This window comes from Oceanobacillus sp. NCCP-135 (genome assembly GCF_059698015.1).
Map to the genome: position 1 here is coordinate 13,775 of NZ_BAAKSZ010000031.1, position 22,409 is coordinate 36,183.

Here is a 22,409-nt window from a genome sequence, read left to right on the forward strand (position 1 = left end):
AGTGCGTCTCTCAACTTTTCAAGTGCGCCTCTCAACTTTTCAAGTGCGCCTCTCAACTTTTCAAGTGCGTCTCTCAACTATTCGGGTGTGTCTCTCGACTTTCCCAAAAGTCTCTCAGCTTCACAGCGGTGTCTCTCAACATTCCCGAATATCTCTCAACTCCGCCCCCCACCCGGAAGCCGTGCACCCCCACCCAGAACCCGCGCACCCCCTCCCAAAAATGCAAACGCTTAACCATTTCCTCCACCAGACGGAAAAACAATGTGTGTAGATGTAAGCGGTTTTATTTTAAACTATAATTACAACATCATAAGCACTACAACAATCAAGGAGGAATTATCAATGAAACGTATATTATTAGCATGTTCATCAGGGATGTCAACAAGCTTGTTGGTGAAAAAGATGGAGGAAATAGCGGAGGAAAAGGGAATTGAAGTTGAAATTTGGGCTGTTGCTCAAGATAAGGCGCCTTCCGATATGGAAAAGGCGGATGTTCTGTTGATTGGGCCGCAAATGAGATTTATGAAGAAGAAGTTTGCCAAAGTGGCTGAGGAAGTTGGTATTCCGTTGGATGTCATTGATCCAGTTGCATACGGACGAGTTGATGGAGAGGCTGTTTTAAATAAAGCTCTCGAGTTGATTGGCGAATAATAAACAAGTGGGGGAAATGAAATTATGAATAATAAATTCATGGAATTTCTGGAAAATATGTTATTACCCATTGCAGACAAGTTAAATAATAATCGTTATTTATCTGCATTGCGCGATGGGTTTATGGTGGCATTGCCATTAATTATCTTCGGTTCGATCTTTGTCGTCATTGCAAACTTTCCGTTCTTAGATAAAGTAATTAGTGAGGAGGCATTTACTGCCTATCAAAATGCATTAGGGCCAGCATCTGCTGCGACACTAAGTATCATGGGATTGTTCGTGATTATAGGGATTGGTTATAAATTAACCGAACATTATGGTGGGGAAGCAATTTATGGTGGTGTGGTGGCACTTGCAGCTTTTCTTATTTTAACACCACAGGTTCTTGAGGGCGTTTCTGGTGTCATTCCAACAGCAAGTCTTGGTGCACAGGGGATGTTCCTGGGAATCTTCACGGCATTTATTTCAGCAGAGCTATATCGATTTTTTGTACAAAAAGACTGGACAATTAAGATGCCCGCTGGTGTTCCGGGGGCAGTTGCGAAATCATTCAGTGCATTGATTCCAATTACATTGACGCTTACTGTATTTTTAGTCGTTCGCATTAGCTTTAGTTATACCCCTTTTGATACGGTTCAGAACTTTATTTATACAATTATTCAAGAGCCGTTAACCGCATTAGGCAGCGGGTTACCTGCTACACTTATTGCTGTATTGTTAATTCAAGTATTCTGGTTCTTTGGTTTGCATGGTCAAATCATTGTGAACTCTGTATTTGATCCAATCTGGTATGCGTTAAATGATGAAAACTTAAAGGCATTTCAGGCAGGTATCGAACTGCCAAACATTGTAACAAAGCAATTTATCGATTCATTCCTTGTTGGTATGGGTGGAACAGGTATGACATTAGCTGTTATTATTCTAATCTTCATGATTGGACGAAGCAGGCAGCTGAAGGAATTAGGGAAATTAGGTGCTCCTGCGGGTATATTTAATGTTAACGAACCGATTATTTTTGGATTGCCGATTGTGATGAACCCATTAATTATCATTCCATGGTTGGTCGCACCAGTTGTTGTAACGATCATTACGTATTTTGCAATGTCAATCGGATTAGTTCCACCACCAGCCGGAATTATCGTACCTTGGACAACCCCGCCTATTTTAAGTGGATTCCTGGCAACGGGTAATGCCTGGCAGGGTGCAGTTCTGCAAGCATTTAACCTATTAGTTGTAGCAATTATCTGGTGGCCATTCTTGAAAATACTGGATAAAAATTATTACGAAATCGAGAAAAAAGGCGGAAGTAAACAATAGAATATAACGGCCTTAAGCATTATTTTCGGGGCCGTTTTCATTAGACTTCAGAGGTGATTAACATATGGATAAAATGACAGAGATTGCTTTTCAGATTATCTTACATGCTGGAAATGGGAAGTCCAGTGCAATGGAAGCAATCCAAGAGGCGAAGCAAGGGAATTTTGCAGAGGCTGATCGTTTAATTGAAGAAGCAGGTTCGGAATTAAGTGAAGCACATGGGCATCAAACAAAGCTGCTTCAAGAGGAGGCTGATGGCGAGGGACAAGGCGTTAACGTTATGTTAGTTCACTCACAGGACCACTTAATGACGTCCATGACGGTAAGGGATTTGGCTATTGAAATTATCGAAATCTATCGAAATAAATAAAAGGACACTTAACTAAGGGCTTTTTCTGTAAACTTTGGGACTGCGGTTACTTGTCCCACCAGGGTTAGGATAAAGTGAGAAGTAACATATATCGCTCCGGAAACACACTACGCTTTCCGCGGGTGGCTGATTAGCCTCCTCGTGCTACGCACTGTGGGGTCTCAACTAGGCCATTTCTCCCGAAGGAGTCTACGTGTGTTTCCTCCGCTGGGATAGTGCTTTGCAACTTTTAAAAAATTTTTGATTTCAAACAAATACTTGCACATCTATGGCGGTTGTTTAGAGCGTAGGACCGTTGACTCCTGCGGGAACAGCACGTGTCTGAAGACCCCGCAGCGGTGGTCTTCCGCGAGGTGGCTGAAGCCGTGCCCGAGGAAAGCAACGGTCCGGAGTGGAAAACAACCAGCACATACTTCATATTTCAATTACGGGGCAAGAAAAAACAATTACTTCGATGGGACGAGCAGTGCGAAGTCCCAATCTATGCAAAACAAGTTAACTAAAACAGGAGGAATGCATCTATGTCAATAAACTATAAATTTCCAGAAGGTTTTTGGTGGGGAAGTGCAACATCTGCAACGCAAATCGAAGGTGCAGCAAATGAAGGCGGAAAGGGGAAAAATATTTGGGATCATTGGTATGAAACAGAAGCTAATCGCTTTTTTGATAATGTTGGCCCTGAATCAACTTCTGAGTTCTATCATTTATATAAAGAAGACATTAAATTAATGAAGGAAATTGGTCATAATACATTCCGCATGTCTATTTCCTGGTCTCGATTAATTCCAGGCGGACGTGGGGATGTGAATCCTGAAGCAGTAACATTTTATAATAATGTCATTGATGAGTTGCTTGCAAATGATATTGAACCATTTGTGAATTTATTCCATTTTGATATGCCATTGGAATTACAAAATGAAGGCGGCTGGGAAAATAGGGAAGTAGTCGATGCGTACGCGGACTATGCCAAAGAAGCTTTTCGTTTATTTGGTGATCGGGTAAGCAAATGGTTTACATTTAATGAACCAATCGTTCCGGTAGAAGGTGGCTATCTGTACGATTTTCATTATCCAAATGTTGTGGATGCTCGTCGTGCAGCTCAGGTAGCATATCATACAATGATTGCCCATGCACTGGCGGTGGAAGCCTTCCGTGAATTTGATATTAAAGATGGGAAAATTGGCATTATTTTAAACCTGACCCCATCCTATCCGAGAAGTCAAAATCCTGCTGATGTCAAAGCTTCGCGAATTACGGATTTGTTTTTCAACCGAAGTTTTCTGGATCCAGCAGTATTAGGAGAATACCCAACGGAATTGATTGAAATTTTAAGGGAGCATGGCCAATTACCGGTTACAGGAAAAGGTGACGCTGCTTTATTAAAAGCAAATACGGCGGACATTCTGGGTGTCAACTATTATCAACCGCGCCGTGTGAAAGCAAAGGATCATTTGCCAAATCCTTATAGCCCGTTTATGCCGGATTGGTTCTTTGATAACTATGAAATGCCTGGCAGAAAGATGAACAAATATCGCGGCTGGGAAATCTATGAAAAAGGTATTTATGACATCATGATGAACCTGAAAGATAACTACGGAAATATCGAGTCATTTATCTCTGAAAATGGGATGGGAGTTGAAGGTGAAGAGCGTTTCATCCAAGACGGCGAAATTCAGGATGATTACCGGATTGAATTTATTAGTGAACATTTGAAATGGCTGCATCAAGCGATTGAAGCAGGATGTAATGCAAAAGGGTATCATTTATGGTCATTTATGGATAACTGGTCATGGATGAATGCATACAAAAATCGTTATGGCTTCGTTTCTGTTGATATTGAAACCCAGGAAAGAACACTGAAGAAAAGTGCGCATTGGATGAAAGCTGTTTCAAAGAATAATGGTTTTTAATTTGTATGTTTAACGACTGTACCCAGCCATAGTGAAAATAGCTTGCCCAGTATATCTTCGGGATAGTACAGCCTAAATAATAACAAGATGAGCGAGAGGTGCGCAATGCAAATCATTTCGTGGGACGAGCGATATGCAGGTGCAAATCATTTCAGTGAAACGAGCGAGAGGTGTGTGCGCAATACAAATCATTTCGTGGGACGAGCGGTGCGTAGTCCCAAGCTTTTAGAAATTAACTTTTAAAAAATAGCAGGTTCTGTTTTTCATATTGGAATCAAGGCGTTTTGGTATTATACCATGTAAAAGAGTAAAATAAGATTAGTATCATTACTGATTTTATAAGGAGAAGAAGCACCATGTTAAACTCCAGAATGAAAATAATTTTACGAAAATTAATGACTGCTGAAAGTCCACTCACTAGCAATTACCTAGCGAATATTAATCAAGTGACGTCACGTACTGCAAGGGAAGATGTGAAAAGGTTAAATGAGGTACTTTTTGAAAATGGCGCAAATGTTGAATCTGTTATGGGGAAAGGCTATCAATTAGTTATTGATGATGATCTAAGTTTTCGTAAATATTTACAATCCATTTTTAAAGAAGAAGTTTCAGAAGAATTTTTACCGAAAACACCTGAAGAACGGGCGACATATATAATTAAGCGCCTATTGTTAAGTGAAGGGTATGAAAAGCTTGATGATCTGGCAGACGAAATTTATGTAAGCAAATCAACGATCCAAAACGATTTAAAACAGGTGAAAGATGTATTGGCTGACTATGATATTCGTCTGGAATCACGCCCGAATTATGGATTAAGGATTTTGGGCAGTGAATTGAAACGGCGCTTTTGTATGTCAGAATATTTGTTTGACCGCAATGACGGGGCCTGTGATCATTTGCATGAAGCCGGTCTCACTTCCGTGGATCAATCTGTGCTGGATAAGATTCAGGCCATTATTATGAGACAGATTGAAGAACATCATATCACGTTGTCAGATATAGCAATAAATAATCTGCTGATACACATCGCAATTGCTTACAAGCGTATCAAAAGCGGGTATCATGTGAAATTATATCAAACCGATATGCAGGACATTCTTGATCAGAAGGAATATCTGGTAGCGGAAAAGATTGTCAGGGAAGTGGAGGATACATTTCATGTGAAATTTCCAGAAGCGGAAATTGCTTACATCGCCATCCATTTACTCGGAACAAAAATGCTGTCCCAGGCTTATGATTCAGAACAAGTTGTTGAACAAGTGCTGGAGGAGAATATTTATCAGCTGGTAAAGAATATCCTGGTTAAAATAGAAGCGGAATTAAATCTCGGAATAAGACATGATCAGGAGCTAATTATCGGTCTTGGATTGCACTTAAAGCCTTCTATTAACCGCTATAAATACGGAATGAATGTAAGAAATCCGATGCTAAGAAATATTAAACAAAACTACCCATTGGCATTTGAGGCAGGAATTTTAGCTGGGGTAGCAATAGAAGAGTATACGGGAACTAAAATTAATGAAAATGAAATTGGCTATCTTGCGCTTCATATTGGAGCAGCCATCGAGAGACAAAAAATAAAAACAGGCCCGAAACGTTGCCTAATCGTCTGCGCATCCGGTTTGGGTACAGCCAAATTGATTTATTACAGACTGAAATCCCGATTTAGCAGGGAAATGGACGTCATCGGAACAACAGAATATTACAAGCTTGATCAATATGACCTGAATGATATTGATTTTATTGTCAGTTCCATTCCGATTTCTGAAAAATTGCCTGTTCCCGTAGTGGAAGTAAATGCAATTCTCGGGGATCGGGATCTGGAAAAAATAAAGAAATTTATTGTTGAGGGTGGCCAGAGTGTGGTTAATTATTTTCAAAAAGAGCTCCTATTTTTAAGACAAAGCCTTGCTTCTAAAGAGGAGGTTCTGGAATTTATGTATAAGCAATTGCTTGAAAGAGGCCTGGTTGAATCTACATTTCTGGACGCTGTAAAAGAAAGAGAGGAAATAGCACCAACATCCTTTGGGAATCTGGTAGCGGTTCCGCATCCAATCACACCAAAGTCTGATACAACATTTCTTGCGATATGCACATTGGAAAAACCGATTATGTGGAATGAGAAACCCGCTCAATTCATCTGTTTTCTTTGTGTAAAGAAAAATAGTACCGAAGATCTGCAGTCCATGTATGATTTGTTAGGAAAAATTATTGAAAATGGGCCGGTTGTTCAGAAATTGGTTGGAGCTGGAACTTATGAGGAGTTTTTGGATGTGTTAGGAAGTTAAGGCAGAATTTGATAGCCCCTGAGAGTAGAGATACTGGCTAGCAACGTGGTGGTATGGTTAGAGTTGAGAGAAACTGGGTGAAAGTTGAGAGAAAGGATTGCGAAGTTGAAACAAATCTGGCCGAAGTTGAGAGAAAGGATTGCGAAGTTGAAACAAATCTGATCAAAGTTGAGAGAAAGTATTGCGAAGTTGAAACAAATCTGATCAAAGTTGAGAGAAAGTGGATCAAAGTTGAGAGATAATGCTGGAAATTAGGGTTTTCTCTCAACTTTTCGAGTGCGCCTCTCAACTTTTCGAGTGATTCTCTCAACTTTTCGAGTGCGCCTCTCAACTTTTCAAGTGCGTCTCTCAACTATTACAACAAAATTGCTATTGCGCAGCAGCATTTCCTTTCTAAAACATTAAACGGTTGGGCATACGCATCCAACCGTTTAATGTTCCTAATAAAATGAAGCTTTTTCTGTAGAGTTATTCTAAGAAGTTAATTGAAGATAACGATCGGAGTTAATTTATAAAAAATGGAGCTAGTTCATTCCCATCGTATTTTTAATGCGGTGTATATCTACTTTATTTGCCCACGTATCATCACGTAAAAGTTTCAAATTAGTGGAAATATTATTATTTTCCTCTTTTAATTTACCAAACTCTCGGGCGTTTGTAAGTGATATACCGTCGATTTCTGCTTTTAAATACTCTTGTCCCGTTCTCAGCGCACGGAGAATTTCACCATGTTCTTTGAATTGTGTGTTGTGATTAGCATGTTGCTGAGTGTGCTCGTCCAGTTTCTGGCTGTGTTCTCCAAGAATGCGAGTGTGCTCGTCCAGTTTCTGGCTGTGTTCTCCAAGAATGCGAGTGTGCTCGTCCAGTTTCTGGCTGTGCTCTCCAAGAATACGAGTGTGCTCGTCCAGTTTTTGGCTGTGCTCTCCAAGAATGCGAGTGTGCTCGTCCAGTTTTTGGCTGTGCTCTCCAAGGATGTGAGTGTGCTCGTCCAGTTTCTGGCTGTGCTCTCCAAGAATGCGAGTGTGCTCGTCCTGCTTACTAATAATCTGCTCCAGCATGCCAATAATCTGATCTTCCTTTTCCATTTCTATCACCTCCTAATGATTACATTATAGCATAAGAACAAGCGAACAAATTATGACATTATTTTTATTTTTAATTTTGATCAATCAAAATGCTAGAATTGTTATATGGACAAGCTTAGGATTTGTGGTATTAAAGCTATCGAGCTCACGTCAGCTGTACATTATCCTTTGTGTGGCAGGCTGGAATAAGAAATATGGCAAGTTGGAATACGAACGCAACCTTGACCTGTCGAAAATGCCTCACATTAAAGGATTGCTGATGATTTGTTAGGTGTAAATCCTTGAATAAGCAACAAACGATGAAGCATTGTGATAAGTGTCGAACCAAAATAGGATGGCTCCAATTTATACGGAGCTATGGATCGGATGTGGTAAAATGAAGATAACTGACGCACAAAGGAGGAGCTTTTAAGCGTAATTTTAAGCGTGATGGGTATTTTGCAAGTTCCATAGTAATGTGAGTAAAGAAACAATGGAATAATATAAACAAGAAAAAGATTATGTGCAGGCAAACATTCGCCAATCAAAAGGGGAAGTGGGGTTTTAGATTAAAATGGATGTTCCTCTCCCGATCATGGTCGTTGAAAAGCAATTCATTAATTGTACGGTGTGGAGGGTGAAAATAATGAATTTACATGATGAACCTGCCATGGAATTTTTCACATAAAGCTATGCAACTGATACAAGGGACATAGAATTTTTCACATAATTCATATAAATCAATGGAACTGATACAAGAGACATAGAATTTTGGATCTTTTACAAAGTACGGGGAAATTAATAGTTTTGTTTCTTTAAAAACACATTATACCGGTTCCGAATAAACCAACTGAACCAACCTTCCCCGCAAAATGTGATTGAACCAGAATTTTTAATATAAATCCATGCAACTGATACAAGGAACATAGAATTTTTCACATAAAGCTATACAACTGATACAAGGAGTGATCCAAATGAGAAAGCTGCGTGTTGGCATGGTGGGACTTGGTGGAATTGCCCAAAAAGCATACCTGCCAATTCTGACAAAGGAAGCGGACTGGGAATTTATCGGTGCGTTCTCACCAAGTAAAGAGAAACGGAAACGGATATGCAGGCAATATCGTATTCGGGATTTTAATCGTTTGATGGATTTAGCGGAAAGCTGTGACGCGATATTTGTACATAGCTCAACAGATTCTCATTATGCGGTGGTGACTGCTCTTTTGGAAAAAGGAGTAGATGTTTATGTTGATAAGCCACTTGCGGCAACTATTGCAGAAGCAGAAGGGTTGGTTGATGTCAGTAGGAAACAGGGCAGGAAGCTGATGGTCGGATTTAATCGCCGTTTTGCGCCGATGTATTTGGAAGCAAAAGAAAAGGCACAAAAGATAGACTGGGCTCGTTTTGAAAAACATCGTGAAAATGGAATTGGCCCGAATTCTTATAAATTTACATTGTTGGATGATTATATTCATTTAATCGATACTGTTCGCTGGCTGGCAGATAGTGATTTAGAAGCAGCTTACTCAAATAGGAACATAAATGATGAAAAGCAGCTTGTGCATGCGCAACATATTTTTCATTCTGATCAAAAAAATCCATTTTCCACAGCAATGCATCGAAATGCGGGCACCAATCTCGAGCAGCTTGAACTCTTTTCAGATGGGAAAATAGTCCGTGTGAAAAATATGGATACCATGGAAGTGGAGCAAAATGATAAAATAATCATAAAGACATCGCCATCCTGGGAAACGATCGGAAGGCAGCGGGGATTTGAAGGTGCGATTAGGCATTTTATCGAATGTGTTCAGAATGATGAACGGCCGTTAGTTGATGGGGTAGAAGGGTTGAAATCGCAAATGATTGTGGAAGCATTGTTGAATAAGTAACTTGAAAAATCGCTCTTTACAGATGAATGATGTAGGGAGCCTTTTTTGTCTCAAGCAGTGAATATGAAACGTAAGAAAAGCTGTCGAAGTGGAGAGATAACTGGTGATTCAGGAGAGTGTAATCTAAACTGCCGAGTAAAAGCCTTACACTCTCAACTTAAGTGTATTTTCCTCACGCATAGCTCCTGTCTTTAAACTTTTTTAATTAATAGAACGATATCTCCTCATAATCAATATCGTAAATAAGGTGCCCTATCGGCTTGATGCGTTCTTCATCCAACTGCTGCATAAACCCAATATATCTTACTTCCCACTCTTCCCTTGCTTCAGTACCGTCAGCAACAATTTCTGAAAAATCCCTTACATTCCCTCGTAATTCCTCATAAAATACAATTTTAGCGAAAATAGCCAATTCAATATCCCCAAATGTAGCAAATAGTGCATCATATTCACCATCAAACAAGCATTCTGAGTTTAGTAAATCCAAATAATCATGCAGTGAAACAAAATGCTCACGGATTAAACGTACTTTTTCCGTTTTATTATCGCTTTTCATGATCCGGTCCACTAGTCCTCGCATTTTGATATCATTCATACGATCATTTTCATTTAGCATTAACACTATTGGTTTTTCGCGTTCTTCCTCTTCCTTGATGATTAGCTTTTCGAAGCTACCGATTTCAGCTGAGGTATTTACCCTTTGAACCAATTCATCCCGGTACAAATAGATATAAGACTTAAGCTCTTGATCCGTTTGTAATTCCTCCTGTAGCCGATTGAATGCTTTATGAATCAATCCGTACCTTTTTTCAGCATTACAAGATATAAACATTTGATTCAACTGGTTATATTGAACGTCTGAAATTCTGACCTGATTGGCTTTTCCGCCGGACAGCAGTGAAAAGACAGCATTATTTATAATCAACTCAAATATATTAAATAGCTCAATGCTATAGTTAAAACGCGATTTCTTCCCGAAATTTTTCAAAACATATATTAAATCTTGATGACTAAAAAAATGACAGAACCGTGTCTCCATTAGCAGACGTTCTAAATACTGTTTAATATAAAAGACACCCTGTAGCCGCATATTATCAATGGCTAAAGGATAGTCAATACTCGCCATAGTATTTTGTGCTTCAAAAATAATATTATAGTTGTTCATAAATACAGGCAATGATTCATCAATGGTCATATTATAAGCATCAACAGGTACATCTAATTTCATCTCTTTTACATCCTGATACAGTTGGTTGGCTTGTTCAAAGTACTGTCGAAGTAATTCAACACCTTTTGAATGTATATCCTTTACACTTTCAGTACCAAAATGAGTGATAGCATTTTCAGGTTCCTTAAAGTGAAGGGCATAAGCATCTATGGCATACATTAGAGATACCATAATTCCCTGTGCTGTGTCCGATGTCACCGATGTACTTTCTCCTTGGGTATATTCCCGTATTAATTGCTGAAGAACCTGCATAACCTCTACCTGTATCTGGTAAACTTGCTGACTGGAGATGAGTCCCACTCGTTGACCTTCATTTAAAAGCGACAACATATATTGACTTTGATTTAACTTTGAACGATTGATAGTAATATTAGAAACAGATCGAGAATGATCTTGTGAGTTATCTAATCCCATGTTTTATCATCCCCTTCAATCGAGGACTTACCATATATCAAATCACTTCTGAAATTCTCTGCAAGTTGCTCCATTTTACTTCTTAATAGCTCCACAGAACCAGCGCATGAGCCATTAAAATACTCCATCATCTGATTAATTAGTTTCACGTCGCTAATCTTATCTTCAGTTTCATTTCTAAGATAATAAAAAATCTCCTGAAGATCATTTAGCGTCTCAACATAATGATCCTGATCCATATACGGTGAAGCAGCAAACACCTCAATTAACCCCTTTAATACTTCAATGCTCAGCTCGACTCGTGCATAGTCATGAAGTACTTGATTTCTAGATGTAATCAATGTCTTTACATCATTTGGCGTAAGAAGCAAGTTGTGCTCTTTTATTTTTTCATTTAGATCGAGTAACTCCATCACTGTCTTGGACTGAGGAGATAATTGGATGGAATTTAAAAAACGGGATAAATTCATAGCCTCTCTTCCTTCCTACATATTTTTAATATTTTTCAAAATATGTTTGACTTTTCATTCTAAATATGATATAATTAATTAATTTATTTTTACTTTGAATTTACCCCATTTGATTAAATATGTCAATAGTGTTTAGTGACAATAAGCCCAGCCGAACCAAAGCTTTAATCACCTATACTTCTCCACCAATTCATAAATTTTCTCCGGCTTTAGGAGTGCTGATACGGATGCTTCTGTTTGAATGGTGAGTGCGGAACCGGCGAGTCCTAATTGGCAAGCGCCTAGTAGGGATTCCCCATTCATGATTCCATAGATTGCACAGGATGCAAATGCGTCGCCAGCGCCTGTCACATCAACTACATTTGTTTCAAATGGTGGCAAATGTCCGGATTCTTTCGGGGATGCGTAATAAGCTCCCTGATCTCCAAGTGTGATAATGATCTTTTGTACACCACGCTTTCTAATTTTTTCAGCAGCAGATTGGCAATCCTCAATTGACTCAATTTTGGCTTCAGCAAGCATTTCCGCTTGATCCCGGTTAAGCAGTAGTAATGCCACACCCTCGAGGCGATGGGGTAATTTTTTTGCTTTGGCTGAAGATACAGGATCGATGTATAGTGGGATGTTTTCTTCTTTGCATCGTTTAATTAAATATTTGATGCAACTCTCAGGGATATTCGTGTCCATAAAAACGGCTTGTGCGGATACGATAAATGACCACTTTTCCTCCAACATGGCAGTGGTGATTTGTTCGTATATATTCATATCTGCCATCGATACAATCATTTCGCCGTTTACATCCAATAGAGCGGTGTACGTCCCCGTCCGCTGTGTCTGTAATACCCATACCTGGCTGACATCCACACCCTGAGCTTTTGTTTCCTTCAGAATCCAGTCACCTTCCCTGTCGTCACCCACACAGGTCATCAGCGATGCATTATGGCCAAGCCGGCTTAAGTTTTCGGCGAAATTTCGTGCGACACCACCACAAACCTCCGCCATTTTTACAGGATTGGATGAATAGAGGCGCACCTTTTGGTCTGATCGGGCTTTGCGATCTGTGTTTGCGCCGCCAATACATACGATGGAGGATTCCTCCTGGAGCACATAGGCGCGGCCTTTGATTTCGCCCCGTTTTGTAAGGGTAGCAATATAATTGGCAACTGCAGACCGTGATAACCCCACTTTTTTCGCTAGTTCCTGCTGGGTAATGAACGGATTTATTCGTATATGATATAAAATTTGGTTTTCTTTATTCATGGGACTGACCTCACTTCTAAAGGAAGTTACACTTTTTATTTGACAAGTAAGAAAGTATAAACAAAATCGGGCTTTTTCGCTGATTTCTTCAAATCTGACTTCTGACCTCTGAAAAGACGCTTTAGTGTTTTTCTCAGCTGTTTTCGCATAAATTGGGACAACGAATGCTCGCCTTATCGAAGTAACAAGGGACTGCATCATCGTTTCGCCCCACCGAAGTAACAAGGGACTGCATCATCGTTTCGCCTTATCGAAGTAACAAGGGACTGCATCATCGTTTCGTCCCATCGAAGCAACAAGAACCGCACCATGGTTTCGCCCCATCGAAGCAACAAGAACCGCACCATGTTTCGTTTCATCGAAGTAACAAGGACCGCACCATGTTTCATCTCATCAAAGTAACAAGGGTTCGCTTCATCGTTCGCCCCACCGAAGTAACAAAAAACCGCATTTATGCTTCGTCACATCGAAGCAACAAGAACCGCACCATGGTTTCGTCTCATCGAAGTAACAAGGGACTGCAATTTGTTCGTTCCATCATAAGGATCCTACCCCGTTGTTGATAGAAAAGATAACGTTTTGCCATAGAGGTGCATTCTATGTAACCAGTTGACCTTGTTTTCCTGTTGTTCGGGCGAAATGAGTTTTATTCGGTCATTTGCACTAGTTTTCAATCCGTAATGGCTGAGTGAATATTCAGAGCGGAATTTTAGTTGTCTTCTATAAAGACTACGTAGGTTGAAAAGCAACAATTTTTTTCGGTGGGATAAGTAACCGCAGTCCCAAAGGTTACAAAAATAATCATGTATTTAAAAACTATCATAACGTAAAAAGGCTCAAAAAGTCCATCTATGTATATAGTGTATACTTATGAATTTATCCTATAAAGCTAATTATAGTAAAAAAATATATCCCTATTTCTAATTGCTTGGGAAACTCGGAAAATATAAAGTTTTGGGATTGTGGATAATTTTATAGGATTCAATTCAAACATCAGATTAAAGGGTAAGTTAGCCATGGCTAAGCGTTTTGTGGTAATAAAAGAAATTTTAAAAAATCATTTTGCTGGGTTTTGGTCTAAATTTTCAGCGTTGCGTAAGTGCTTGGCTTTTGACGTGTGTAAAGTTTAGCGTCAGTTAAATTACGAAGTCTTGGTGCAAATTGAAATCCTAACAACTGACTCAAACCGAAAACCTGATCGGTAAAACTGCTGTATCAGATAGTCAAAATCCATTGTTAGAACTTATTTTTTCGCTTCTTCAACGGGGGTAATGATTTTATCCATGGTATTAGCTGGATCTTTCGCAAATAGGGTGATAGATATGAGGAAATGGGTTCAGTTTATTAACGGAAACGCCCTTAAATGTGCAAAGAAAAGCTCTTACGCATAAAACGACGTAGTGCTATTATGATTGTAATTATGTTTACACGGTACTAATTCTTGGGTGCAGTAGGTATATATCGTAAAATGCGCAAGAGCCCAAAGAAACTAGAATTGATTCTAATTCCGGATGGGCTTAGCTGGCTCGATCTTGGCTTTGAGTAAGAGTCCATTATCTTTTTAACTTTTTTGTTTCATTCACATTTTGCGGGAAAGGTTGGCTCAGTTGGTTTATTCGGAACCGGCATAATGTGTGTTAGAAGAAACAACCCTATTAATTTTCCCTACTTTGTGAAAGATCAACTTTTTTTGATCATTATAGTTGCAATTTAATTTTATGGATAGTATACTGTTAATAAATCAAAAAAAATTGATGTATTAATTGGAGGTGTAATAATGGAATTAATAAAAAAAATAAATGAATTAGGTGAAGCTGAGTCACTTGTTTATTATGAAAACATGTTTAATGCATTAGCTGATAAAATAAGATTAAAAATTATAAATGAAATTAGTAAAAGTCCAAATAAATCTTTGTGTGTTTGTGATTTAGAAGAAAAGTTAGATTTAAAGCAATCAAAACTATCTTATCACTTAAAGAAATTAGTAATGGCTAATATTTTGATTCCAGAAAAACATGGTACATGGAATTATTATAAAATTAATGAAGCACAAATACAATTTGTCTTGTCTGAAGATACTTGTTGTAAAATTTTCTAACGGATATCTTCGTTATTTGATGTATAAATCAATTTTATTTGATTTATACATCAAAAAAGGTTGATCAATAAAAGGTGAAGGAGTTATACTTATGTCAGATTCAATTTTAGAATTTATACAAACTTTTTTTATGCTATTTTTTGAATTGCTTGCTTTATTTATTGTAGTGAGCTTTATTGTGAGTTTAATTCAACAAGCAATATCAGAGGAAAAAATTAAAAAATTTTTAAGTCGCCGAAACAAAGCTGTTAATTACTTATTAGGTACATTATTTGGTGCAATTACACCATTTTGCTCCTGTTCAACAATACCCATACTAGCAGGATTATTAAATTCCAAAGTACCATTTGGACCTTCAATGAGTTTTTTAATTGCTTCCCCGTTAATGAATCCGGTTATGGTTTTCATGCTTTGGTTATTGCTAGGTTGGAAAATTGCGCTAGTATATTTTATCGTGCTAAGTATATTTAGTATTATAACGGGGCTTATATTTTCAAAACTTAATTTAGCAGAGACGTATAAAGGTGTAATTGTTAAAGGTGATGGTTTTTTCAGTAACACACAAGGTTCCAGAGTTAAGCAAGCTTTAAATGATGCCTGGGCATTTCTTTATCCAATGCTTCCTTACTTATTCATAGGGGTCTTTATTGGTGCATTTATTTATGGATTTGTTCCAGCAGAGTTTATTACAAAATATGCAAGTGGTGACGGTGTTTTCTCTGTAATGATTGCTTCGGTTATCGGTATTCCAATGTATATTCGTCCTGAAACAATGTTACCGATTGCTGAAGCACTTATTTCTAAAGGTATGTCAATGGGTACCGTAATTGCTTTAGTTATTGGCGGTGCAGGTGCAAGTATTCCAGAAGTAGTTATGTTGTCTAAACTATTTAAGAAGAAATTTCTAGTTGCATTTATTTCAACTATTATCATTGTAGCTATAGGTACGGGTCTTATTGTTAATTTAATTATTTAGGTTAAAAAAAATGCTTGTTGCGCATGCATCATCAAATCATCCTTTTAAGGAGGTGATATTCATGGCAGAAAAAAAATCTGGTTTTAAAAAGTTGTTTTCTAAACCTAATCAAGCTTGTTGCAACGTTGAAATTGAAGAAGTTAAACCGACTGAAAACAACAGCTGTTGCGACTCTTCAAAGGAGAACACTGGTAAGCAACGCAAAGAGGCCTAATAAGGAAGGGCAAAACTCGCAACGATTGCAAAAGGGCTTCGTGTAGAGGCCCTTTTTATTAGAATTTTATAGAAAAGGATGATACCAATGATTGTTAATCATGCAAGTACATTGAGTAAAGAATACTTTAAATCGTATATTCAACTTATCATGAATACCAAAAATTGTTCACTTGATAAGGGAATAGAAATAACCATGCAGCGTTTATTTAACATGAATAAGTATAGTTATGGAGAAGAGGCATACGAGAATTTTAAGAAGGCATATATAGAATTAAAGGTAAGCGTCAAATAGCGCATTATCCGGATTTTGGGATAAGGTATTATTTGACGCTTACAATTAAAGAATGGCAAAAAGTAAAATCATTATTTTTTTGAACCGTCGAATTTTACAACGAAATAATTCTGCTTTTCGCTATCGAAAGGAAATAATGCTTTTGTATCCAACAACTTATCCATAAATGTCCGGTCATGTAAATAGCATTTTAATGATCAAAGTGTTAATGATTACAATTTACCTTTTGAGATCATATTTTTTGTAATATATAAGCATTTAATTATTTAATTATATCAATATGAGCAAGAGGTGATTCAACTATGCTGAAATCAACAGTTGAAATGGAAAAGGCAGCAATAATCTTGAAGTTGTTAGGTGATAAAACGCGGTGAACTATGGTTAAAATTCTTGATATTCATGATTGTTGTGTTTGTGAATTCGTTGAGATTTTTAAAGCTAGTCAACCATCCATTAGCCAACACCTCAGATAATGGAGAGATGTTGGTTTGGTTAAAGAAGAACGAAGGGGATAATGGATTATTCACTCCATGAATAAAGATAATGAATAGTAATAGTTGAATTCTACTGGTAGTTACTACCACTCTCACTCCAGCGGGTAATGCGGCGTTTTAAAACTTACTTTGCCCCGGCGAAATACATTGCGAACCTTTGAGCAAAACCTTTGCCATGATGTTAGTCATGAAGGCACCTTCGACAATGGTTCTTGATAGGACGAGTGTGCACAGTCCCGGGACGTCAACGTTTGTAACCTGCCATCCCACAACCAATCTGCTTAGGTTTTCGGACACGTGCAGTTCCTGAGCAAGCGTCTATTTCTCCTATTCCATGCAGTTCTTGAGCAAGCGGTCACGTTTACTGCTCTGCACTGTTCTGAGCAAGCGGCTACGTATACTCCCCCGTACTATTCTAAGTAAGCGATTATGTCTCCTGTTCCGCACTGTTCTTGAGCAATCGGCTATGTCTCCTGTTCCACGCTGTACCTGAGCAAGCGTCTATTTCTCCTTCCCCGTATGTACTGAATAAGCGTATACATCTCCTTTCCCATACTATTCCTTAAGGAGAAGGTTACGTATGCTGCCGACGCTAGTAGTTTTTTTCGTCTACTAGGATGATCTATTTCACTTTTTTCTCTCCACCCAATTTCGATCCTCATACCCCAGTAAAGCCAACTTGAAAACTGAATTTTCGTATTGACCAATTACAAATGATAGCGTATACTAAACTTGTGTTTATAAATTAAACTTTTGTCCTTCAGGAAAGTGGAGGTGTGAATAAAAACATGAATGATTTGAAAAAAAATACACAGCCGATTGTTTGTATAGGTGGAGCTAATGTGGATAAGAAATTCTACGCAAAAAATACGCTGATCAATGGTACATCCAATCCGGTGAAATCTTCAGGAGCAATTGGTGGGGTGGCAAGAAATATTGCTGAAAACCTTGGTAGATTAGGGGAGGAGGTTGCGTTAATTTCCGCAAGTGGCAACGATTCCGATTGGCAGCAGATTAATGATTTATCGTCCCCTTTTATGAATTTGGATTATGTTAGCCAGTATGATCATGCAGCAACAGGTTCATACACGGCAGTCATTGATGTGGCTGGTGATTTAGCGATTGCACTGGCAGATATGGATGTTTTCGAGGAAATTACGCCTGCATTGCTGGAAAAAAATAGAGCCGTTCTAATCCATGCGAAATGTATTATCGTTGATTTGAATTGTCCTGGTGAGACGATTGATTATCTCCGCAATTTCGCAGCTGAACATCAGGTTCCACTTGTCATTATCCCTGTTTCTTCACCGAAAATGGAGCGGCTTCCGAAAAACTTGGATGCTGTCAGCTGGCTGATCGTTAATAAGGATGAAACAGAAACATTTATGGGGATGAACATAGCTGATCACAAGGACTGGGAGCAAGCTGTGAAGAAGTGGTTGGCAAGCGGTGTTAAAAATGTGATAGTAACCAATGGTGCAGCTGGTGTCATGGCAGGTGTGGAACATGGGGAAATTCATTATTTTCCTGCGATCGAAACACCAACCATTGCTGATGTAACCGGCGCAGGGGACTCATTTTGTTCAGCGGTTATTCATAGCTGGCTGCAAAATGAAACAGTCGATCATGTCATTAAAGCAGGCTTGGTCAATGCCCATAAAACGATTCTGTCAACGCATACAGTGAGACAGGATTTAACAAAAAAACAATTAAAATTAGATATGGAGGCAATTTAAATGGAAAAATATATCGTGTTATCTCAAGAAGTACAGCAGGCTAAAGCGGCAGGAAAAGCAATCGTTGCACTGGAATCTACTATTATTTCTCACGGCATGCCCTATCCGCAAAACGTAGAAATGGCACGAGAAGTCGAGCAGATTGTCCGTGATAATGGAGCGGTTCCAGCTACCATTGCGATCATTGATGGAAAAATTAAAATTGGTTTATCAGACGATGAATTAGAGTTAATGGGCAAAGGCTCTGATGCGGCTAAAGTCTCAAGACGTGACCTACCACAAATTGTTGCATCGAAAAAACTGGGTGCGACAACGGTTGCTTCAACCATGATATGTGCGGAAATGGCAGGTATCAGCATTTTTGTAACAGGTGGTATTGGCGGGGTTCATAAAGGTGCGGAAACCACAATGGACATCTCCGCAGATCTGGACGAATTAGCGCAAACCAATGTCGCTGTTATTTGTGCCGGTGCGAAATCAATTCTAGATTTAGGACTGACCCTGGAATATTTAGAGACAAAAGGTGTTCCTGTGATTGGGTACGAAACAGAAGTTCTGCCTGCTTTCTTTACAAGAGGAAGTGAATTCAAGCTAAACGCTACTGCTAATTCCATTGATGAAATTGCCGAAACGTTAAAAACAAAATGGGAGCTAAAGCTTCGTGGTGGTGCAGTTATTGCCAACCCAATCCCTGAGGAACATGCGATGGATGAAAGCTATATCAATGGGATTATTGATCAGGCGGTAATTGAAGCCAAAGAAAACAATATTATCGGTAAAGACAGTACTCCATTTCTGTTAGCTAAAATTAAAGAATTAACAGCTGGTAAGAGTCTTGCAGCTAATATTGAATTAGTAAAACACAATGCTAAAGTTGGCAGCCAGATTGCAGTTAGCTTTAACAAAAAGGCTTAAAGATTTTTTTAAGAAGGTAAAAAGCATGAACGAAAACGGTTTTTTCGAGAAGGAAGAAAGTATGAAAGAAGTCAGCTTTTTCGAGAAGGAAGAAAGTATGAAAGAAGTCAGCTTTTTCGAGAAGGAAGAAAGTATGAAAGAAGTCAGCTTTTTCGAGAAGGAAGAAAGTATGAAAGAAGTCAGCTTTATCGAGAAGGGAGAAAGTATGAACGACACCAGCTTTCTCGCCGATTTCTTCATATCCGACTTTTGGAAAAATGCTGTGGCGTTTTTCTTATTCTATCGATTGAGTAAAAGGTTTGTAGTACTGGCTACAAAACGGTAAAACATACAACAGTTTTGAAGTAGAGCAAAAGAATGTAACAGATGTTTTCGTGATGTGCATCGTAAAAGGTTCGAAATTTAAATGCAACGGATCTATATAAAATGGGCGACTTCTATAGAATAATTAAAGATGATAGCAATTGTTAAAGATAATAGCAGTCGTTCTTTAAAAAGCTGAGAAAGTATTTTTGCGGTCACTGCCACAGTGTTGCTTACTTACTGTGGTATTTTTTTCAATCAATTTGAAACCGCTAACAACGGGGGGAACTGACATGAATTTCTTATTCCTGCTGACAGGGATTTTACTTGTTTTTGGGATTGCATTTTTATTTAGTAATGATAGAAAAAATATCAAGTATAAGCGCATTCTGATTATGCTGGGTGTGCAGTTGATCCTGGTTTTCTTTATGATGAACACGAGTATTGGGCTAACGATTATTACCAATGTCGGTACATTTTTTGAAGGATTATTAGCGATTGCGGATACGGGAATTCAATTTGTCTTTGGCGGAATCGTGAATGAAGGCGAAGCGCCGTTTATCTTTATCGCTTTAATGCCGCTTGTTTTCCTATCTGTTTTAATAGGGATCTTGAACTATATCAACCTATTACCGCTGATCATCAAGTTTATCGGTTTTATTTTAAGTAAAATAACTGGAATGGGTCGGCTGGAGAGTTACTTTGCAGTGTCCACAGCAGTTCTTGGCCAACCTGAAGTTTTCCTAACCATTATCAAGCAGATCCCGCTTTTGTCGCAACGAAGGCTTTACACGATTTGTACTTCGGCAATGAGTGCAGTAAGTATGGCGATGGTTGGGTCTTATATGACAATGCTTGAGCCGAAATATGTTGTGACAGCTGTTGTACTAAACATATTTAGTGCGCTGATCATTGCAAATATTATCAACCCTTATGATCTAGATGAAAAAGAAGATTTGGTAAAAGTAGAAAAAAATGAACGTGTACCTTTCTTCCAGATGGTTTCAGAAAGTGTGATGGATGGATTTAAACTTGTGGTAACAGTTGCCGCCATGCTATTAGGGTTTATTGCGTTGATGGAATTGATTAATGTGATGTTCCTTGGCGTATTTAACATTACATTCCAAACAATTATTGGCTATATCTTTGCGCCAATCGCATTTCTGATGGGGATTCCATGGGCCGAAGCTGTACAAGCCGGTGGAATTATGGCAACAAAATTGGTTACCAATGAATTCGTAGCCATGTTGAACTTTGTAGAGATTTCAGCAGGTCTATCTGAAAAGACAACGGCTATTGTATCCGTCTATTTAGTCAGCTTTGCCAACTTTGGAACGGTCGGAATTATTGACGGTTCGATCAAATCGATTAGTGAAAAACAAGGAAATTATGTATCAAAATTTGCATTAAAACTATTGCTCGGTGCGACATTAGCCTCTGTGATCTCAGGTACGATGATGGGGATTATGATTTAAGTTTATAGTTTTTAGAAGTTTGGTAAAATTGATCTATCGGGATAGGAGATCCTCTACGAAGACCTGAGTGCGATCTGATGCTAGAATATAAATAGGACAACCCAAATAGAGAAATTTCCTAGTTTAATATAGTACAATATTATTAACTGGGGGAGATCGTGATATGACAAAACGCAAGCAATTTAGTGCAGAATTTAAGCAAGATGCAGTCAATTATTATTATTCATCGGGTAAAGCCTTAGGAAAGGCAGCGAAGGATCTGAAAATTGGCGAATCTACACTCGGAAAATGGGTATCAGTCGCCAAGAACAACAATGGTGTGGTTGATCACCGAGGATCCGGAAACCATACCTCCGATGCTGAGAAAGAAATTGCCCGCCTTAAGAAGGAATTACGAGATTCGCAAGATGCCCTAGAAATCTTAAAAAAGGCTGTGGGCATACTGAGCAATTAACAGGAATAATCTACAAAATAACGAATGAAATAACAAAGAAACGCAAGATTTCTGTTAACAGTGTGCTCAAAATATTGGGCGTTTCTACATCGGGATATTACAGTTGGAAAAAGCGAACACCTTCGAAACAAGAAATAAGAAAAAAGGATATTAAAACTAAAATTATACAAATTTATCATGAGTCATACCAGATTTATGGTGCACCTAAAATAACGTCAATTTTACGATCCAGGGGCTGCATCGTAACTGAAAAGACGGTGGGTAACTACATGCGGGAGGAGGGCATAAAAGCCATTTGGGTTCGTCCGCATATAAGAACAACTATTGCCCCGGAGTTTGACACGAAACTGAAAAATATCTTGAATAGGGATTTTAATCCGGTAGCCCCTAACACCGTTTGGGTGACAGATATCACCTATGTGCATACTTTGGCAGGATTTGTGTACCTAACAAGCGTAATGGATTTATATTCTAGAATCATAATAGGATGGCAGCTGTCAGACAGCCTATCCACGGAACATATTGTTAAAGCGATTGAAAAAGCAAAAGCAACTAGAAGACTTAGTCAACCCGTTGTTATCCACAGTGA

21 protein-coding genes and 2 pseudogenes are annotated in these 22,409 nt (G+C 38.6%); 18 read left to right on the forward strand and 5 right to left on the reverse strand.

Translation table 11 applies throughout. From position 1 onward, the window contains the following. The first annotated feature begins 342 nt into the window (after positions 1-342). The 6 genes from AC6HVZ_RS16705 to AC6HVZ_RS16730 all read left to right on the forward strand — a co-directional run bounded on the left by AC6HVZ_RS16705 (position 343) and on the right by AC6HVZ_RS16730 (position 6,778). Complete coding sequence (locus tag AC6HVZ_RS16705; RefSeq protein ID WP_497559273.1) at positions 343-651, forward strand: PTS sugar transporter subunit IIB; 309 nt, start codon at positions 343-345, stop codon at positions 649-651. 24 nt (positions 652-675) lie between these two features. Continuing rightward, entirely contained in the window at positions 676-1,968 is a 1,293-nt protein-coding gene (celB, locus tag AC6HVZ_RS16710; RefSeq protein WP_497559274.1) for a PTS cellobiose transporter subunit IIC, read from the forward strand. 64 nt (positions 1,969-2,032) lie between these two features. Continuing rightward, the gene (locus AC6HVZ_RS16715) at positions 2,033-2,338 is read left to right on the forward strand and encodes a PTS sugar transporter subunit IIA (RefSeq protein ID WP_497559275.1); all 306 of its coding nucleotides are present in this window, start codon (positions 2,033-2,035) and stop codon (positions 2,336-2,338) included. 521 nt (positions 2,339-2,859) lie between these two features. Beyond that, positions 2,860-4,248: a glycoside hydrolase family 1 protein gene (locus AC6HVZ_RS16720; protein ID WP_497559276.1), complete on the forward strand. Its 1,389-nt coding sequence runs from the start codon at positions 2,860-2,862 to the stop codon at positions 4,246-4,248. A 371-nt stretch (positions 4,249-4,619) separates the two neighbouring features. After that, positions 4,620-6,536: a BglG family transcription antiterminator gene (locus AC6HVZ_RS16725; RefSeq protein ID WP_497559277.1), complete on the forward strand. Its 1,917-nt coding sequence runs from the start codon at positions 4,620-4,622 to the stop codon at positions 6,534-6,536. A gap of 53 nt (positions 6,537-6,589) precedes the next feature. Beyond that, positions 6,590-6,778 carry a hypothetical protein gene (locus tag AC6HVZ_RS16730; protein ID WP_497559278.1) on the forward strand — a complete coding sequence of 63 codons (189 nt, stop codon included), beginning with the start codon at positions 6,590-6,592 and terminating at the stop codon, positions 6,776-6,778. A gap of 282 nt (positions 6,779-7,060) precedes the next feature. Here AC6HVZ_RS16730 and AC6HVZ_RS16735 read toward each other — a convergent pair whose 3' ends face one another. After that, positions 7,061-7,621, reverse strand: a complete 561-nt coding sequence (locus tag AC6HVZ_RS16735; RefSeq protein WP_497559279.1) for a hypothetical protein — start codon at positions 7,619-7,621, stop codon at positions 7,061-7,063. Between the two features lie 953 nt (positions 7,622-8,574). Here AC6HVZ_RS16735 and AC6HVZ_RS16740 point away from each other — a divergent pair. After that, positions 8,575-9,489 carry a Gfo/Idh/MocA family protein gene (locus tag AC6HVZ_RS16740; RefSeq protein WP_497559280.1) on the forward strand — a complete coding sequence of 305 codons (915 nt, stop codon included), beginning with the start codon at positions 8,575-8,577 and terminating at the stop codon, positions 9,487-9,489. Between the two features lie 205 nt (positions 9,490-9,694). On the opposite strand, the gene AC6HVZ_RS16745 is transcribed toward AC6HVZ_RS16740, so the two are convergent. The 4 genes and pseudogenes from AC6HVZ_RS16745 to AC6HVZ_RS16760 form a co-directional block, all read right to left on the reverse strand. Further along, positions 9,695-11,131 (reverse strand): DUF6179 domain-containing protein, encoded by a 1,437-nt coding sequence (locus tag AC6HVZ_RS16745; RefSeq protein ID WP_497559281.1) that lies wholly within the window; start codon positions 11,129-11,131, stop codon positions 9,695-9,697. Then, positions 11,122-11,601, reverse strand: coding sequence for a DUF6323 family protein (locus tag AC6HVZ_RS16750; protein WP_497559282.1), 480 nt, complete (start codon positions 11,599-11,601; stop codon positions 11,122-11,124). The genes AC6HVZ_RS16745 and AC6HVZ_RS16750 overlap by 10 nt, the downstream gene beginning before the upstream one ends. Before the next feature lie 168 nt (positions 11,602-11,769). Further along, positions 11,770-12,861, reverse strand: a complete 1,092-nt coding sequence (locus AC6HVZ_RS16755; RefSeq protein ID WP_497559283.1) for a carbohydrate kinase — start codon at positions 12,859-12,861, stop codon at positions 11,770-11,772. Between the two features lie 1,083 nt (positions 12,862-13,944). Then, a pseudogene (locus tag AC6HVZ_RS16760) lies at positions 13,945-14,073 on the reverse strand (Tn3 family transposase); the annotation flags it as partial. A gap of 565 nt (positions 14,074-14,638) precedes the next feature. Between AC6HVZ_RS16760 and AC6HVZ_RS16765 the strand changes: the two are divergent. The 11 genes and pseudogenes from AC6HVZ_RS16765 to AC6HVZ_RS16815 form a co-directional block, all read left to right on the forward strand. Further along, the gene (locus tag AC6HVZ_RS16765) at positions 14,639-14,959 is read left to right on the forward strand and encodes an ArsR/SmtB family transcription factor (RefSeq protein ID WP_497559284.1); all 321 of its coding nucleotides are present in this window, start codon (positions 14,639-14,641) and stop codon (positions 14,957-14,959) included. Positions 14,960-15,050: 91 nt separating this feature from the next. Next, positions 15,051-15,935, forward strand: a complete 885-nt coding sequence (locus tag AC6HVZ_RS16770) for a permease (RefSeq protein WP_497559285.1) — start codon at positions 15,051-15,053, stop codon at positions 15,933-15,935. Between the two features lie 61 nt (positions 15,936-15,996). After that, positions 15,997-16,149, forward strand: coding sequence for a hypothetical protein (locus AC6HVZ_RS16775; RefSeq protein ID WP_497559286.1), 153 nt, complete (start codon positions 15,997-15,999; stop codon positions 16,147-16,149). An 87-nt stretch (positions 16,150-16,236) separates the two neighbouring features. Then, positions 16,237-16,443, forward strand: a complete 207-nt coding sequence (locus AC6HVZ_RS16780; RefSeq protein WP_497559287.1) for a hypothetical protein — start codon at positions 16,237-16,239, stop codon at positions 16,441-16,443. Between the two features lie 302 nt (positions 16,444-16,745). Next, positions 16,746-16,955: pseudogene (locus AC6HVZ_RS16785) on the forward strand (ArsR/SmtB family transcription factor); the annotation flags it as partial. A 770-nt stretch (positions 16,956-17,725) separates the two neighbouring features. Continuing rightward, positions 17,726-18,673, forward strand: a complete 948-nt coding sequence (locus AC6HVZ_RS16790) for a carbohydrate kinase family protein (RefSeq protein WP_497559288.1) — start codon at positions 17,726-17,728, stop codon at positions 18,671-18,673. After that, complete coding sequence (locus AC6HVZ_RS16795) at positions 18,674-19,588, forward strand: pseudouridine-5'-phosphate glycosidase (RefSeq protein WP_497559289.1); 915 nt, start codon at positions 18,674-18,676, stop codon at positions 19,586-19,588. A gap of 25 nt (positions 19,589-19,613) precedes the next feature. Continuing rightward, positions 19,614-19,913 (forward strand): hypothetical protein, encoded by a 300-nt coding sequence (locus AC6HVZ_RS16800; RefSeq protein WP_497559290.1) that lies wholly within the window; start codon positions 19,614-19,616, stop codon positions 19,911-19,913. A 271-nt stretch (positions 19,914-20,184) separates the two neighbouring features. Continuing rightward, positions 20,185-21,366 carry a NupC/NupG family nucleoside CNT transporter gene (locus AC6HVZ_RS16805; protein WP_497559291.1) on the forward strand — a complete coding sequence of 394 codons (1,182 nt, stop codon included), beginning with the start codon at positions 20,185-20,187 and terminating at the stop codon, positions 21,364-21,366. Between the two features lie 163 nt (positions 21,367-21,529). Next, positions 21,530-21,820: a transposase gene (locus tag AC6HVZ_RS16810; RefSeq protein WP_497559292.1), complete on the forward strand. Its 291-nt coding sequence runs from the start codon at positions 21,530-21,532 to the stop codon at positions 21,818-21,820. 62 nt (positions 21,821-21,882) lie between these two features. After that, positions 21,883-22,409: IS3 family transposase (locus AC6HVZ_RS16815; RefSeq protein ID WP_497559293.1), on the forward strand; the 527-nt coding region annotated here is incomplete at its 3' end.

What these genes read in the sequence shown, in the direction of transcription:
- AC6HVZ_RS16795 (WP_497559289.1), top strand. Translation starts at nt 18,674, where the DNA reads ATGGAAAAATATATCGTGTTATCTCAAGAAGTACAGCAGGCTAAAGCG.
- AC6HVZ_RS16800 (WP_497559290.1), top strand. Translation starts at nt 19,614, where the DNA reads ATGAACGAAAACGGTTTTTTCGAGAAGGAAGAAAGTATGAAAGAAGTC.
- AC6HVZ_RS16715 (WP_497559275.1), top strand. Translation starts at nt 2,033, where the DNA reads ATGGATAAAATGACAGAGATTGCTTTTCAGATTATCTTACATGCTGGA.
- AC6HVZ_RS16805 (WP_497559291.1), top strand. Translation starts at nt 20,185, where the DNA reads ATGAATTTCTTATTCCTGCTGACAGGGATTTTACTTGTTTTTGGGATT.
- AC6HVZ_RS16730 (WP_497559278.1), top strand. Translation starts at nt 6,590, where the DNA reads ATGGTTAGAGTTGAGAGAAACTGGGTGAAAGTTGAGAGAAAGGATTGC.
- AC6HVZ_RS16725 (WP_497559277.1), top strand. Translation starts at nt 4,620, where the DNA reads ATGAAAATAATTTTACGAAAATTAATGACTGCTGAAAGTCCACTCACT.
- AC6HVZ_RS16705 (WP_497559273.1), top strand. Translation starts at nt 343, where the DNA reads ATGAAACGTATATTATTAGCATGTTCATCAGGGATGTCAACAAGCTTG.
- AC6HVZ_RS16720 (WP_497559276.1), top strand. Translation starts at nt 2,860, where the DNA reads ATGTCAATAAACTATAAATTTCCAGAAGGTTTTTGGTGGGGAAGTGCA.
- AC6HVZ_RS16810 (WP_497559292.1), top strand. Translation starts at nt 21,530, where the DNA reads ATGACAAAACGCAAGCAATTTAGTGCAGAATTTAAGCAAGATGCAGTC.
- AC6HVZ_RS16780 (WP_497559287.1), top strand. Translation starts at nt 16,237, where the DNA reads ATGATTGTTAATCATGCAAGTACATTGAGTAAAGAATACTTTAAATCG.
- AC6HVZ_RS16735 (WP_497559279.1), bottom strand. Translation starts at nt 7,621, where the DNA reads ATGGAAAAGGAAGATCAGATTATTGGCATGCTGGAGCAGATTATTAGT.
- AC6HVZ_RS16745 (WP_497559281.1), bottom strand. Translation starts at nt 11,131, where the DNA reads ATGGGATTAGATAACTCACAAGATCATTCTCGATCTGTTTCTAATATT.
- AC6HVZ_RS16775 (WP_497559286.1), top strand. Translation starts at nt 15,997, where the DNA reads ATGGCAGAAAAAAAATCTGGTTTTAAAAAGTTGTTTTCTAAACCTAAT.
- celB (WP_497559274.1), top strand. Translation starts at nt 676, where the DNA reads ATGAATAATAAATTCATGGAATTTCTGGAAAATATGTTATTACCCATT.
- AC6HVZ_RS16755 (WP_497559283.1), bottom strand. Translation starts at nt 12,861, where the DNA reads ATGAATAAAGAAAACCAAATTTTATATCATATACGAATAAATCCGTTC.
- AC6HVZ_RS16740 (WP_497559280.1), top strand. Translation starts at nt 8,575, where the DNA reads ATGAGAAAGCTGCGTGTTGGCATGGTGGGACTTGGTGGAATTGCCCAA.
- AC6HVZ_RS16790 (WP_497559288.1), top strand. Translation starts at nt 17,726, where the DNA reads ATGAATGATTTGAAAAAAAATACACAGCCGATTGTTTGTATAGGTGGA.
- AC6HVZ_RS16765 (WP_497559284.1), top strand. Translation starts at nt 14,639, where the DNA reads ATGGAATTAATAAAAAAAATAAATGAATTAGGTGAAGCTGAGTCACTT.
- AC6HVZ_RS16770 (WP_497559285.1), top strand. Translation starts at nt 15,051, where the DNA reads ATGTCAGATTCAATTTTAGAATTTATACAAACTTTTTTTATGCTATTT.
- AC6HVZ_RS16750 (WP_497559282.1), bottom strand. Translation starts at nt 11,601, where the DNA reads ATGAATTTATCCCGTTTTTTAAATTCCATCCAATTATCTCCTCAGTCC.